The organism is Serratia sp. CY33525, assembly GCF_052169115.1.
GTDB lineage: Bacteria > Pseudomonadota > Gammaproteobacteria > Enterobacterales > Enterobacteriaceae > Serratia > Serratia sarumanii.
In genome coordinates this window covers 467,318-481,132 of sequence record NZ_JBJNLK010000002.1, presented here as the reverse complement: position 1 = coordinate 481,132, position 13,815 = coordinate 467,318, and the positions used below count along the sequence as shown (strand labels likewise).

General features: G+C 51.5%; 11 protein-coding genes. 1 reads left to right on the top strand and 10 read right to left on the bottom strand.

Features of this window, described 5'->3' with window-relative positions; genetic code table 11:
• Position 1 precedes the first annotated feature (1 nt).
• The 6 genes from ACJ8IM_RS07305 to galU form a co-directional block, all read right to left on the bottom strand.
• Entirely contained in the window at positions 2-691 is a 690-nt protein-coding gene (locus tag ACJ8IM_RS07305; protein ID WP_033637742.1) for an acylneuraminate cytidylyltransferase family protein, read from the bottom strand.
• A gap of 99 nt (positions 692-790) precedes the next feature.
• Positions 791-2,944 carry a tyrosine-protein kinase Wzc gene (wzc, locus tag ACJ8IM_RS07300; RefSeq protein WP_033654955.1) on the bottom strand — a complete coding sequence of 718 codons (2,154 nt, stop codon included), beginning with the start codon at positions 2,942-2,944 and terminating at the stop codon, positions 791-793.
• Between the two features lie 12 nt (positions 2,945-2,956).
• Positions 2,957-3,391, bottom strand: a complete 435-nt coding sequence (locus tag ACJ8IM_RS07295) for an arsenate reductase/protein-tyrosine-phosphatase family protein (protein WP_072008443.1) — start codon at positions 3,389-3,391, stop codon at positions 2,957-2,959.
• Positions 3,392-3,401: 10 nt separating this feature from the next.
• Positions 3,402-4,538, bottom strand: a complete 1,137-nt coding sequence (locus ACJ8IM_RS07290; protein WP_033654956.1) for a polysaccharide export protein — start codon at positions 4,536-4,538, stop codon at positions 3,402-3,404.
• Positions 4,539-4,971: 433 nt separating this feature from the next.
• Positions 4,972-5,865, bottom strand: coding sequence for a sugar phosphate nucleotidyltransferase (locus ACJ8IM_RS07285; protein ID WP_033654957.1), 894 nt, complete (start codon positions 5,863-5,865; stop codon positions 4,972-4,974).
• A gap of 53 nt (positions 5,866-5,918) precedes the next feature.
• Complete coding sequence (galU, locus tag ACJ8IM_RS07280) at positions 5,919-6,815, bottom strand: UTP--glucose-1-phosphate uridylyltransferase GalU (protein ID WP_033638708.1); 897 nt, start codon at positions 6,813-6,815, stop codon at positions 5,919-5,921.
• A 609-nt stretch (positions 6,816-7,424) separates the two neighbouring features.
• Between galU and ACJ8IM_RS07275 the strand changes: the two genes are divergently transcribed.
• Positions 7,425-9,008 carry a TerC family protein gene (locus ACJ8IM_RS07275; RefSeq protein ID WP_033654958.1) on the top strand — a complete coding sequence of 528 codons (1,584 nt, stop codon included), beginning with the start codon at positions 7,425-7,427 and terminating at the stop codon, positions 9,006-9,008.
• A 31-nt stretch (positions 9,009-9,039) separates the two neighbouring features.
• On the opposite strand, the gene dcuC is transcribed toward ACJ8IM_RS07275, so the two are convergent.
• The 4 genes from dcuC to udk form a co-directional block, all read right to left on the bottom strand.
• On the bottom strand, positions 9,040-10,392 hold the full coding sequence (dcuC, locus tag ACJ8IM_RS07270; protein ID WP_033654959.1) for an anaerobic C4-dicarboxylate transporter DcuC: 1,353 nt from the start codon (positions 10,390-10,392) through the stop codon (positions 9,040-9,042).
• A 175-nt stretch (positions 10,393-10,567) separates the two neighbouring features.
• Positions 10,568-12,400, bottom strand: a complete 1,833-nt coding sequence (gene asmA, locus ACJ8IM_RS07265; RefSeq protein ID WP_033654960.1) for an outer membrane assembly protein AsmA — start codon at positions 12,398-12,400, stop codon at positions 10,568-10,570.
• 44 nt (positions 12,401-12,444) lie between these two features.
• On the bottom strand, positions 12,445-13,026 hold the full coding sequence (gene dcd / locus ACJ8IM_RS07260) for a dCTP deaminase (protein WP_004938917.1): 582 nt from the start codon (positions 13,024-13,026) through the stop codon (positions 12,445-12,447).
• 126 nt (positions 13,027-13,152) lie between these two features.
• Complete coding sequence (gene udk / locus ACJ8IM_RS07255) at positions 13,153-13,794, bottom strand: uridine kinase (RefSeq protein WP_004938922.1); 642 nt, start codon at positions 13,792-13,794, stop codon at positions 13,153-13,155.
• Positions 13,795-13,815 lie beyond the last annotated feature (21 nt).

The window sequence follows — 13,815 nt, the reverse complement described above, 5'->3', positions numbered from 1 at the left end:
ATTATCTCCCACTCCAATTTTTCAAAATTACTTCAACAACCGCCCAGTCCAGCATGGTGTCAATTTCAAAGCTTTCCTCTTCCGACATCTTATGCGCTACAACTTTGCCACCAAGACGATTACCGGTACTGAGGAGAATTTCGCTTTTCGTAACGTAAATTGAACCATTTTCTTTAAGTTTGATATTTTCAGGCTTAATATCTTGCCGACGCGGACGGTTTAAGTAGTCGTAATAGGCTTTCGGATTATCTTCATTTTCCCACAAGAAATGCCAAAACTCACATACGCTCAGCAGTGAATCGGCTTTCTTTTCAATAATCTTTCTGATTGCAGAATCAATCGCATCATCTTTGCGAACAGGAGAAGTAGCCTGCAACAGGACGGTATACTCAGGGTGGTAACTCTCATGTTCAGCCAACCACTCCAGCGTATGCAAAAGCGCGGGCTCAGTCGCAGCGGTATCGTTCGCCAGATGGGCCGGACGCATGAACGGGACTTCCGCGCCATATTCTCTGGCTACGGCAGCGATATCTTCACAATCTGTAGAAACAATAACACGATCAATACTCGAAGAATTTAATGCCTGCTCTATGCTCCAAGCGATTAATGGTTTACCTGCAATTTCTTTAATGTTTTTTTTGGGAATACCTTTCGACCCACCCCTTGCCGGAATAATTGCAAGATTACTCATTTTTTCTCCAAATATCCTGTATTATTAATTCTTTATTGAACTAAAAGCCCCTCTATATCGAGATATCGAGGAGCTTTATTACTTTAAGAGAGGAAAAAATTACTTATACTCGTAAGCGTAGTAGCCGTAAGCGTCACCGGATTTATTTTCAACGGCATTAAGAATAACACCTTTAATCTCGGTACCATTCTGTTCGAAACGACGAATACTCACTTCAATTTCTTTCAATGAATTTATACCATGACGCGCAACAAGTAATGTTGTGCCTATGTTTCGCCCAACAATAGCTGCATCCGTAACCGCAAGGATAGGCGGCGTATCAACAAGCACTATGTCATAGTGTTCGCTTGCCCATGTTAAGAGATCGGTTAACCGTTTATGCATCAATAGCTCAGATGGGTTTGGTGGGACTTTACCCCGGGAAATAAAGTCTAGACTAGACAACTCTGTCTTTTTAATTACGCTCTCGACAGACGTTTGACCGGATAAGAAATCTGATAGCCCCATACCTAACTCACAACCTAACAGGCTATGCGCATACCCTTTACGCATATCAGCATCTATAAGGAGGACTTTTTGCCCAGCCTGTGAAACAACAGCGGCTAAGTTTAAACTTACAAACGTCTTACCGATATTCGGGCTAGCGCCACATATCATCAGCACATTATTTTTAGCTTCAATCATCGCAAAATGCAGGCTGGTACGTAGACTACGTACAGCCTCAATAGCAAGGTCTGCTGGGTTGCCTACAGCAAGCAACGAGTCAACATTAGCTTGATTCTTTCTTTGTCCTTTATTAAGGATAGAGCTATCTTTCTTCTGTTGCCATTCAGAGAGAGGAATACTCGCATACACATTAATGCCTTGCTGTTCAAGTTCCTCAGGACTTTCTATCCCTCTGTGAAGCATATTTTTCAAGACTACTACAACAACTGAAAGCACACCGCCAAATAAAGTAGCAATAATTATGATTAGCACTTTTCTCGGTTTTACCGGTTTAGGGGCAGCCTCAGCAGAGTCAATAATGCGGACGTTACCAACGGTACTGGCTTTAGTGATCGAGAGCTCTTGCTGTTTATTCAACAATTGCATATAGATTTCTTTCCCAGCATCAACATCTCGTGTTAAACGAAGTATTTCCTGCTGGGTTTGAGGCATCTTGCTAACACGTTTATTCAACTTATCTTTTTCTTGCTGCAATGTCGAGCGTTTCTCCATTAATGCTCGATATGCTGGGTGCTCTTTCGTATAAAGCTTGGATATTTCAGCCTCTTTGAAAGTAAGCTCATTTAATTGAGCTTCCACACCAACGATTGTATCAAGAACAGATTTTGCCTCTAAAGATAAATCGACAGAATCATTCTTTTGGCGAAAACTATTAAGCTTATCCTCCGCAGAATTTAAAGACTCTCTGACTAATGGCAATTGATCTTTCAGAAATGCCAAACTACGAGCGGCTTCTTCTGATTTTCTTTCTACGTTTTGCTCAAGATAATTACGGCTTATGCTATCTACAATTTTTTTAATTTGAACAGGATCATCACCATTATAACTTATAGATAAAACACCAGTGTCTTTTCCTTTATCCTCAACTGTCAGATTATCTAAAAGGTTTAATGTTGCGGACAGTTTTGACAATTTTTCAATTTCAAAAACAACTCCTGGTGCGGACTCTATTCCACTGACAAGTAGAGATATATTATCACCTGACGCCAACTGTCCCACTTGTCCTTTAAATAAAAAATCACCATTCTTTGAAATGATATAGTTTTCTTTATCGACTACTGTCAATTCGAGATTAGCATCAGATAGCTCAGGTGGTACATTTAACCGCGATAATGCGATCTGCCCAGGTTCTTCTCCCATCAGTCTAGCCCAACCGCGTCCGAATATAGGAAAATATTTCTGATTCGCGATCGTATCTAGATGCAGATCACTTACCGTTTTACCCAAAATCATCCGTGAAGTTATCAGCTCGATTTCGGTTGACGACGCAGGCTGTGCATCAGGAAGCATTTGAGTCAGGTCATTAACAAGCGAATTACCATCGCTCCTTTCCACCTGAATTAATGCGTCGGCTCTATATATTGGAGTGGCAAAAAGACTATATAGGAGCCCCAACACACAAAAAAACGTTGTGAACCCTAAAATCAACCAGCGATGATCAAAAAGGATGCTAATCAATCTGGCTAAATCTATCTCATCATTGCTTTGGCTAGCTGGAAGCTGGCCAGCTTTACTGTTGTTAGTCATGTTGTTCTCTATTCAACGGTTTAAAGCATCAGCCCATTTCTGAGCTGATTCTGCAAGCAAATTGTAGGCATATTCAAATGCCTCAGGACTTTTCCTGTAAGGATCAGGAATATCTTTTTGCCCTTGCCAGTGTGCAAAAAGCATTGTCTTCCCTCTTACTTCAGGAATGAGCCTACATACAGCATCTACATGTCCCCTTTCCATTACAAGAATGAGAGAATATTCTTGACACATACTCTTTGTAAGCTGCCGTGCCACATGACCCTCAAGAGAAATACCGTTCTTACTGGCTATCAGTGCCGCTTGATTATCAGCACTGTGCCCAGCTAAAGCATGTATACCTGCGGAGGCAATATTTTTAGCCGGACACAGTTTTTTAAGCAAAGCCTCGGCCGTCGGTGAACGGCAGATGTTGCCTACACAAACTACCAAAATGGAATCAAACATACTCTATGCCCTATGGCCAATTACGAATGCGCAATGTACCTTCAGTCAGGTCATTGAAGCTCGATATTGTAGGTGCCAGCTGACTGATAACACGATTCCAACGGACAATTGGTGCAGCAGTGACATAGACGATATCATAAGGCTGAAGTTGGAATTCTGCCCCCATAACCATGGCTGTCGCATCAGCCATGTTCAACTGATAGATATCAGCTAATTTGCTACCCTGTGTACCATGGAGAGGTCGGATGACAAACACACCGGTTGCATCTGCGGTCGTTTGGCTTATCCCATTGGTATTACCTAAGGCTTCCGTGAGTGTCATACCACTCCGATCCATTTTCAGTGTCGCTGGTGTTTTAACCTCACCCATAACAAATATCTTAAGATCGTCATTTCGAGGAATATAAAGAATATCACCCGGGTACAATAATCTGTTCTGTGTAAGATCGCCGTTTTGCATCATTTTCTGCAACGATAGGCGCTCTTCTTTACCATTGTGGGTGAGCACGATATTGCGCCAATCGGCATTTTCCGTCAGGCCGCCCGCGACGTTAATTGCATCAAGTACCGTCAAGGGAACATTAGTGATAGCTTGTTGCCCTGACTTCGATACCTCACCAGTAATGTATGCTTTCTGCGAACGAAACGCAGCTATATTGACATCGACCTGAGGGCTTTCAATATATTGAGAAAGCCGACTTGCTATTTCTGAACGAACCTGGGTCGCAGTTTTTCCCGCTACACGAACTTTACCAATATAAGGATAAAAAATTGTACCATCCGATTGGACCCAGTTCCCCGTATCGCTTGCGCTTCGGTATTGGCCTGCTGGTGTAGTCAACTCCGGGTGATCCCACACGGTTACATTAAGGACATCACCAATACCGATATGATATTCGTAACTACGAAGTGCTTGTTCAAGCAACGCGTTCGGCTGAGCGACTACTCGTGGGGGACGAAGCTTGTCAATCAACTTTGGCGTAACCGGATACACATTCACCAGTTCATCGATATTAAAATCACTATCCTCTTGTTTTACCGTTTCTTTTCCTGAGGTGTGTAAATGCTGTCCGGGAAGGATAGTACAGCCACTGAGGATACCGACGGATACAAGTATCGATATAATTTTCAATTTTCTTTTTGCCATCGAGTTATCATCACTTTCAAGTATGTGTTTCAGCAAAGCTGACAAGATAATCCTATCTAACCTTGGCAGCTGATTTGCAATCTAACGAAAATTCCAAGCACAAAGTCATGTGAATTCTGCTCTTGCTCTGTAACATTCATCAAGACGTGCACTCTCTCGTCATTGAGCTATCGTTGAAGTGTCAGAAGGTAGTATTAGGATGGTATGGGAAGACAGGTGGCCATCCTGGCAAATCAAGTACTACGTCTAACACTGGCATTCGCATCTGAAGTCTACGAACTGCCGTTTGGTCGATATCTCTTTCAATCTGCTACAAACTCAGGGTGGAAAGAATCTAAACAATACCGACCATTGGAAGATTTTAATATAAAAATCAATCATGCGAAATGCTGGCGTTTAAGACTCAACCCTCAGTATCATGATTTATAACCTCTTAAAATGCCAACTTTTCTGCCCACTCACGGAAGGCTTTTCCCTGCGTAGGATGGCGCAACCCGTAAGTCACGAACGCCCGCAGATAGCCCATTTTCTCACCGCAATTGAACGACTCACCAACCAATTCAGTGGCCTCTACTATTTGCTGCTGAGTCAGCTCAGCAATAGCATCTGTCAGCTGAATGCGTCCCCAAGCGCCCGGCTCAATTTTCTCGAGAATAGGCCAAATATCCGCAGATAGCGCATATCGCCCAACGGCTGAGTAGTTTGATTTTAGCGGAACATCGCGTCCCGGCTTCTCGATTATTGAACTGATACGCGAAGAATCGCCAGGTTGCAGTGCGTTATTCTCACACTCGACAACAGAATATTCACGCAGAGTATACTCGTCGACAGTTTGAACCAGTATCTGGCTATGACCCGTTTCTTCGAAACGAGAAATAAGATGCGACAAATTATCTTTTCTCAGATCAGCCTTAGCATCATCAAGCAATACATCCGGCAACAGCACGACAAACGGAGAATCACCGACCAACGGCTTAGCGCAGAGAACGGCATGCCCCAGTCCTTTCGGCTGCCCTTGGCGAATGTGCATCAGCGTCACGCCTTTTGGCGTTATCGACTGCACCTCATCCAGCAATTGCCGTTTCACGCGCGCCTCCAACATCGCCTCCAGCTCGAATGAGGTATCGAAATGGTTTTCAATGGCGTTCTTGGAAGAATGCGTCACCAGGATGATCTCTTTAATCCCCGCCGCGACGCATTCGTTGACAATGTATTGAATCAACGGCTTATCAACGATTGGCAACATCTCTTTCGGAATCGCTTTGGTCGCCGGCAGCATACGCATGCCCAATCCGGCAACGGGAATAACCGCTTTCAACTTCGTCATGGTAGACCTCATTCAATCTCGTGATCGCTTTCAGCCGCGGTGGCGACAACCTGTTACTTTCCTAACGTCTGCTTCAACCAGCGGCTGAAATTCTCACCTTCCGTACCGTGACGCAGACCATACTGCACAAACGCCTTCATATAGCCAAACTTGTCGCCGCAATCGTGGGACTTGCCGCTCATGTGGAATGCTTCCACCGTTTGCTCATCCATCAACATCGCAATCGCATCGGTCAGTTGAATCTCATCGCCCGCGCCGGGAGGGGTTTTCTCAAGTAACGGCCAAATATCGGCGGCAAGCACATATCGGCCGACGACGGCCAGATTGGAAGGCGCATCCTCGCGGGCCGGCTTCTCAACCACCGCCGTCATCGGCGCGCTTTCTCCTGCCGCGATCGTCGCGCCAGCGCAATCTACCACACCGTATTTGGACACATCTTGTTCCGGCACCGGTTCAACCATAATTTGGCTGTAACCCGTATCACCAAAACGCTGGATCATTTTAGCCAGATTTTCCTTACGCAAATCCGCCGTAGAATCATCCAATAAAACATCGGGCAACAGCACAACGAAAGGAGAATCACCCACCATTGGCTTGGCGCACAGCACCGCATGCCCCAACCCTTTCGCCTGTCCCTGACGCACCTGCATCACGGTAACGTCCGGCGGGCAAATACTTTGCACTTCGCTCAGGAGCTGGCGTTTCACACGCGCTTCGAGCATGGCCTCCAGCTCAAACGAAGTGTCAAAATGGTTTTCAATCGCGTTTTTCGATGAGTGCGTAACCAATACGATATCTTTAATCCCCGCCGCCACGCATTCAGCAACAATGTACTGGATTAAGGGCTTATCGACCACGGGCAACATTTCTTTAGGGATCGCCTTGGTCGCCGGCAACATACGGGTTCCCAACCCCGCAACGGGGATCACTGCCTTGAGTCTTGTTTGCATTTTCATTCCAATTCATCGTAGCGCTGCATTCACCTGCGCAGCGTGAACAAAGGGATTCAATCGGGCACGCTACCGCCCTTGGCTTGCAGCTACCAAAGTACTGTTATGACGTATCCACCACGTCATTGCATGAGCCAAACAATTTTTATGCAAAACGGCTCTCATTCTTCGTTTGAACTGCCATGCCGTTCACAAAAAAGTAAAAAAACCGGTGCCTTTATAACCAAACAATGCTAGTTACTGCCGTTATATGACTAAGATTCTTATACTAATGTCTAAGTGATACAAGCCTTAGATCCCCCCAGCCAGCCGTTTTCAGAATAAGACTACTCATGCCTGATACCGATAAGAATCATAGTCAAGGAAAATTGTTTTAATGTTTTGATTTAAATAAATTTAATAAGGCGTTTCTTTTCTGAGCGCATACATCCCGGTAGATATTTGCGCCCTCCGGCCCCTGGCTCCGTTGGCCACTCGGCGCCGATCGATGTTTGCGGCAATCCTCCTGTTCTGATCCACGTCCTCCCGATTAAAGTTGAATTTTGCCGCCTCAACGCCCATCATTCCCGAGCGGCATAAGCCGTAGAACTTACAGGTGAAATTGGGCGTATGGAATGGATCGCTGATCCAACAATTTGGGCCGGCCTGGCCACGTTGGTCGTGCTGGAAATCGTGCTGGGTATAGACAACCTTGTCTTCATCGCCATTCTGGCGGACAAACTACCAAAACAACAAAGAGATAAGGCCCGTGTCGTCGGTCTGTTGCTGGCGCTGGTCATGCGTCTGGCGCTGCTCGCCTCCATCTCGTGGCTGGCGACGCTGACCAAACCGATGTTCATCGTCGCGGAGCACCCCTTCAGCGGCCGCGATCTGATCATGCTGGTCGGCGGGATATTTCTGCTGTTCAAGGCCACCATGGAGCTGAACGAGCGGCTGGAAGGCAAGGATGAAGAGCAGCACGGCGCGCGCAAAGGCGCACGTTTCTGGCTGGTGGTGGCGCAGATCGTGGTGCTGGACGCCGTTTTCTCGCTCGACTCGGTGATCACCGCCGTTGGGATGGTCGATCACCTGGCGGTGATGATGATCGCGGTCTGTATCGCCATCGGCCTGATGCTGCTGGCCAGCAAACCGCTGACGCGTTTCGTCAACGCTCACCCGACTATCGTTATTCTATGCCTGAGCTTCCTGCTGATGATCGGTTTCAGCCTGGTGGCGGAGGGCTTCGGCTACCACATTCCGAAAGGCTATCTCTACGCGGCGATCGGCTTCTCGGTAATGATCGAGGCATTGAACCAACTGGCGCAGTTCAACCGCCGTCGTTTCCTGTCAAAGGTGCGGCCACTGCGCGAACGTACCGCCGAGGCTGTGCTGCGCATGCTGAGCGGCAAACATGAAGAAGCGGAGGTCGACAGCCATTCCGCCAACCTGCTGGCGGACAGCGACAGCGAAAACGGCGAGATCTTCAACCAGCAAGAGCGGCGCATGATCGAACGCGTGCTGGGCATGGCGCAGCGCACCGTCAGCAGCATCATGACCTCGCGTCACGACGTCGAATACCTTGAGCTGAACGATCCGCAGGAAAAGCTGACGCAGTTGCTGGAGCGTAATCAGCACACGCGCATCGTGGTGGTGGAAAGCAGCGCCAGCGATGAGCCGTTGGGCGTGATCCACACCATCGACGTCCTCAAACAGCAGCTGGCGCAGGCGCCGCTGGATCTGCGTGCGCTGATACGCCAACCGTTGATCTTCCCGGAACAGCTCACGCTGTTAAGCGCCCTGGAACAATTCCGCCAGGCGCAGACGCACTTTGCCTTTGTGGTCGATGAGTTCGGCTCCGTCGAAGGCGTCGTCACCCTGACGGACGTGATGGAAACCATCGCCGGCAACCTGCCGGAGGCCGGCGAAGAGGTGGACGCACGCCACGACATTCAGCAAAACGAGGACGGCAGCTGGATCGCCAACGGCTATATGCCGCTGGAAGATCTGGTGTTGTACTTGCCGATGCCGCTGGAAGAAAAGCGCGAATACCACACGCTGGCGGGGCTATTGATGGAACACAGCCAGCGCGTGCCGCAAGAAGGCGAACAAATCAGGATCGGTGACTACCTGTTCGAGCCGTTGGAGGTCAACAGCCACCGCATCCTTAAAGTGAAGATCACCCCGCCTCTCCCAGCGGAGGACTACGAGGTTTAACATTGAGGCCGGGCATTGCCCGGCCTTTGTGTTACTGGGGAACCAGCAGCTCCGTCGCCACGATCACCACCACCAGCCCGACAATCACCGGCACCGAAGTGCGCTTCACCACGTCGAACGGCGAGATTTTCGCCATGCCGGAGACCGCCACCACCACACCGGAGACCGGCGACAGCGTGCGGCCGAGATTAGACGCCTGCAGCATCGGGATCACCAGGTAGGCCGGATTCACGCCCATCTGCGCCGCCAGTTTCGGGATCAGTTCGACAAACGCATAGAACGGCGCATTGCCGGAGCCGGTGGTCATGGCCGCCAGCATGGTAATCACCACCAACACCAGCATCATGATCAAACCGCCGGTGCCGAACGACTGCGCCAACCCGATCAATCCGCTGATAAAGCCGACGGTGCTCAACCCCTGCGCGAAGACGCCCGCGGCCACCAACAGCATCACTACGCTGGCGAATGCGTCCGCCATGCCGCGATACGCCACTTCCAGGCCGCTGAATACCTGTTTGGCGCTGAAGCTGCGCACGAACTCAATCAATGCCGCCAACAGTATGCACCCTACCAGCACGGTAATGATGTGCAGCTCCGGCCCCCATTTGCCGTCGAAGATCAGCACGCCGAGGATCGGCGTAAACGGCAGTATCGCGTAGAACCCCGGCGCATGCGTTTTGATTTCGCTGACGTCCACGATGTGATGCTGTTCATCACTCTTCCTGTCGAGATAACGCTGCCAGAAAAAGTGCGCCACGGCCATGCAGACGATGGCGGCAATCGAGATAGGCAGCGTGGTTTTGAACGCGAAGTCCACCAGCGGCATCTCCGCCGCCTTGGCCGCCAGCACCACGTCGCCGGAGGTCGGCGCCAGGATAATCGCCGCCGGCGAAGCGCAAATGGCCGCCGCCGCCCCGCGGCTGATGCCAACGTTCACCATCAATGGGAACAGCGTCGCCATCAGCAATACGCCGAGACCAGTGGCGGAAGAGACCGCCAATGACATCAGGCAAGCGACAAAATAGGCCGCCACCATCAGCAGATAAGGCGAGTTGATCATCTGCAACGGGCGCGAGGCCAGCTTGACGACCACGTCGTTGGCGCCGATATGCGTCATGTAGGCGGCGAAACCGCACAGCATCATGATCATCATGCCCAGATCGCCGCCGCGGCTCATCAGCAAGATCTTGACGTATTCGATAATATCGGTCGCGCGCCAGCCGGTAGACGCGGCGCCGGACGGCAACAGCGTTTTCCCCATCAGGGCGCTGATGCCGAGCAGCAGTAACCCGCCCACCATCAAGACACCGGTGGCGGAATATCCTTTGATGATGTAACGGCCCACGCCCGCCGCCACCGCCGCGCCAATAAGAAGCTCTATCATGTTTCCTCAACTCGTTATGTTTTCGCGCTCAGGCGCATAGTCATAGCAAAATATGCTCTTACTCTGCACAAATCGAGCGTGAGTCTTCATGACCTTCATCAAGGTAACGGAGGGAAATTATCGCGGGAAACGCCGATATTGACGCGAGCCGTAAAACGGCCCGCGTCAGGAGGGATTACAGCTTGTCGAGCAGCTTCTTCAGATCCTGGCCTTCACGCGAATCCTTGTTCTTTTCAGCCCATTTGTTCAGCGCATCTTTAGCCCGATCCTGCAGCGTTTTGCGCAGCACCTGATCGACCTGCAGTTGGTAATTCAGCCGTTGCCACGGCCCGTAAACCCGCAGCGGGATCGGCGTTTTTTGCAGTTGCTCGATCAGTTCGCCGCGCCCTTGCCAGCCGCCTGTAACGCGCACGTTAAGCGCCATATCACACTGTTTTCCCGGCATATCGATACTGCCGGCGCCGGTCAGCGCCAGCAAAGGCGAATCCGCCGTCAGGCTGCTGAGCTTGACAGTGCCCTGGCTCAGGCTGGCCCGCGCCGAGACGCTTTTGACTTCGGTATAGCGCTGATAGCTGTCTTGCCCGCGCACGCTGTTATCGTTGCGCGCCACCGCCTGTTGGATCAATTGCTGAATGTTCAGGCCGTGCAACTGCGCATCCTGCATTGCCAACTGCGCCGTACCGCGCCAACGGTGCTCAAATGACTGTGAAGAAAGGCGATCGCCGGTCAAATCTCCTTTCATGCTGAATTTGCCGGTCAGCATCTGCGGCATGTCGAAGGCTTTGAGCACCGTGCCGAGCTCAACCTGGTTCAGGGTCGGCTGCACGTTTATCACCGGTTTATTGCCGCGAGCATCGAGCGATCCCGGCAAGGAGAAATCGCCGCCGGCCAATTGCCCGGCAAGTTTATGCAGCGTCAGCAGGCCGCGTTGATTATCCGCCGCGACGGCTAACTGGGTAACGTTCATACCGCGGTAGGTCAACTGCGCCGCCTGCAGATTCAGCTGTGCATTGAAATCGCGCAGCGCTTCCAGGTTCTGCTGCCGATCGTCAACCTGGCTGGCGATCACCGGCGCGGCGGTCACGGCGGGCTGCTCGGCGGTATTGGTGCTGGATTGCCAACCGGAAAGCGCGTCGAGATCGAGATTAGCCGAATTCAGGTTCACCACATAGCCGGGCACCGCCCCCAGGCTGGCGCTGATATCGCCGGTCAACTGGCTGTTATTGGCACTGACGTTCAGCTGGCTGACGGCAATCTGCGCCGGCGTCTGCTGATAGACCACCTGAGCATTGCCCTCGCCTTGAATACCGCCGTTCGGAATATCTGCCCCCGCCAATTGGTAATTGAACTGGGTCACCTTGGCACCGATCTGGTGCGGGAACTGCTGCAGATCGATATCGGCCGCCATGCTGAAGGCCAGGTCGCGCTGATCGCGGTTGACCCGGCTGGAGATGTCCAGCCGCGCCTGCCGTTTCTCCGTTTGCTGCAGGGTAAGATTGATGTCCCGGACATTGATTTGCTCGTTGTCGGCGCGCTGCCAAATCAACAGGCTGTCCACGATGCGCAGGTTATCGATATCGAATTTCCAGGCCGCGTCTGCCGCATCAGCGCCGCTGCCGGCCGGCGCAATCGGGGCGTCCACTTGCGAGTGCTCTTCACTGTCGGGGGTGAGGCGAATGACGGCGTTTTTCAACATCACCTGTTTCACAAACAGCTGATGCGACAGCAGCGGCAACAGTTTGACGTCAAGGCGCATGTTTTCCGCGCTCACCACCGGCGCCTTGGCGCCCGGCGCGGTCAGCGTCATGCGCCCGGCCAAAATGCTGAGCTGCGGCCAGATATGCCAACGCAGGTCGCCTTCGAGCGTCAGCTGGTAGCCGCTCTTCTGCTCGACCTTTTTGACCATGTAACCGCGAAAATCATTCGGATTGACCAGCAGTACCAGCGCGGACATCCCCGCCACCACGACCACCAGTAAAATCGCCAATGTCGTCAGTAATCTTCTCATGCCACCCTCTTGTCAGCGCCACACCGACGGTGCATCCCGCGCCGTTAGTCCTTGTCGATTCGACTGGCTACTGCGCCCTGCTGATCGCGATATTTTGCGTCCTGCCGGCTGTTGTATGGCCGGGCCGCCGGGCCGGACAACGGCTCAAAGCTCAAGGCGCCAATCAGCATCCCCGGCCGCAGCGCCAGCGGCAGCTTGCCGGAGTTGTAAAACTCCAGCACGATGCGCCCGTGCCAGCCCGGATCGATACGGTGCGCGGTCACGTGCACCATCAGCCCCAGACGCGCCAGAGAAGAACGGCCGTCGAGCCAGCCCACGAGATCGTTCGGCAGCGTCACGGATTCGAAGGTCACCGCCAGAGCCAGTTCACCGGGATGAAGGAAGAACGCCTCGCCTTCCGGCAGGACAATCTCGTCGCTCATCACGCGATCCAGCGCGGCGCTGACTTCATCTTTCGGCCCGCTAAGATCGATAAAAGGCGCGGTATGGCCGCGGAACACGCGGAACTGATTGCCCAAACGGACATCTACTGTGGCCCCGTTGATGCGTTCGAGCGGCGGGCGCGGGGAAATCACCAGTTTCTCGCTATCCAGCCAGGCTTCTATATCGCGGTCGCACAGTCTCATGTCTTTCTTCTCCATCAAAACGCGTAACTAAACAAAAATTGCCACACAACGGGCGAAAGGTCTACGCCGGGGTGCAAATAGTTGGCCACCGGCCGGAAATGCGCATTTCCGGCCATGTAAGCGGCATTATTCAAAGAATTGGCTGATTTTGGCTTTCAGAATATCGATCGCGATGCGGTTTTTGCCGCCGCGCGGGACGATGATATCGGCGTATTGTTTGGAAGGTTCGATAAACTGCAGGAACATCGGGCGCACGGTTTTCTGGTATTGCGCCATCACCGAATCCATCGAGCGGCCGCGCTCATTGACGTCGCGCTTCATGCGGCGCATCAGGCAGATATCGAGCGGCGTGTCGACAAAGATCGAGAAGTTCATCTCCTGGCGCAGGCGGATATCCGTCAGCAGCAAGATGCCTTCCAGAATGATCACTTTTTTAGGTTCGAGATGGACGGTTTCTTTCTTGCGCGTATGCTCGGTGTAGCTGTACAGCGGCAGTTCGATCGCCTTGCCGGCCTTCAGCATCTGCAGATGCTGGAACAGCAGGTTGTGATCCATGGCGCTCGGGTGGTCATAGTTGGTTTTGACCCGTTCTTCCATGGTCAGGTGAGTCTGGTCTTTATAGTAACTGTCTTCTGGAATAACGCCGATGTGCTCATCGCCGACCTGCTCGCGGAGTTCGCGGTACAACGTGCTGGCGATAAGGCTTTTTCCGGAGGCAGATGCGCCAGCTATACCAATAATGACGCACTGATGCGGATTGTCAGTCATAAAATTAAAGACCTGATTTCG

What these genes read in the sequence shown, in the direction of transcription:
- ACJ8IM_RS07305 (WP_033637742.1), bottom strand. Translation starts at nt 691, where the DNA reads ATGAGTAATCTTGCAATTATTCCGGCAAGGGGTGGGTCGAAAGGTATT.
- ACJ8IM_RS07290 (WP_033654956.1), bottom strand. Translation starts at nt 4,538, where the DNA reads ATGGCAAAAAGAAAATTGAAAATTATATCGATACTTGTATCCGTCGGT.
- ACJ8IM_RS07295 (WP_072008443.1), bottom strand. Translation starts at nt 3,391, where the DNA reads ATGTTTGATTCCATTTTGGTAGTTTGTGTAGGCAACATCTGCCGTTCA.
- asmA (WP_033654960.1), bottom strand. Translation starts at nt 12,400, where the DNA reads ATGAGAAGATTACTGACGACATTGGCGATTTTACTGGTGGTCGTGGTG.
- ACJ8IM_RS07285 (WP_033654957.1), bottom strand. Translation starts at nt 5,865, where the DNA reads ATGACGAAGTTGAAAGCGGTTATTCCCGTTGCCGGATTGGGCATGCGT.
- udk (WP_004938922.1), bottom strand. Translation starts at nt 13,794, where the DNA reads ATGACTGACAATCCGCATCAGTGCGTCATTATTGGTATAGCTGGCGCA.
- dcuC (WP_033654959.1), bottom strand. Translation starts at nt 10,392, where the DNA reads ATGATAGAGCTTCTTATTGGCGCGGCGGTGGCGGCGGGCGTGGGCCGT.
- wzc (WP_033654955.1), bottom strand. Translation starts at nt 2,944, where the DNA reads ATGACTAACAACAGTAAAGCTGGCCAGCTTCCAGCTAGCCAAAGCAAT.
- galU (WP_033638708.1), bottom strand. Translation starts at nt 6,815, where the DNA reads ATGCAAACAAGACTCAAGGCAGTGATCCCCGTTGCGGGGTTGGGAACC.
- ACJ8IM_RS07275 (WP_033654958.1), top strand. Translation starts at nt 7,425, where the DNA reads ATGGAATGGATCGCTGATCCAACAATTTGGGCCGGCCTGGCCACGTTG.
- dcd (WP_004938917.1), bottom strand. Translation starts at nt 13,026, where the DNA reads ATGAGACTGTGCGACCGCGATATAGAAGCCTGGCTGGATAGCGAGAAA.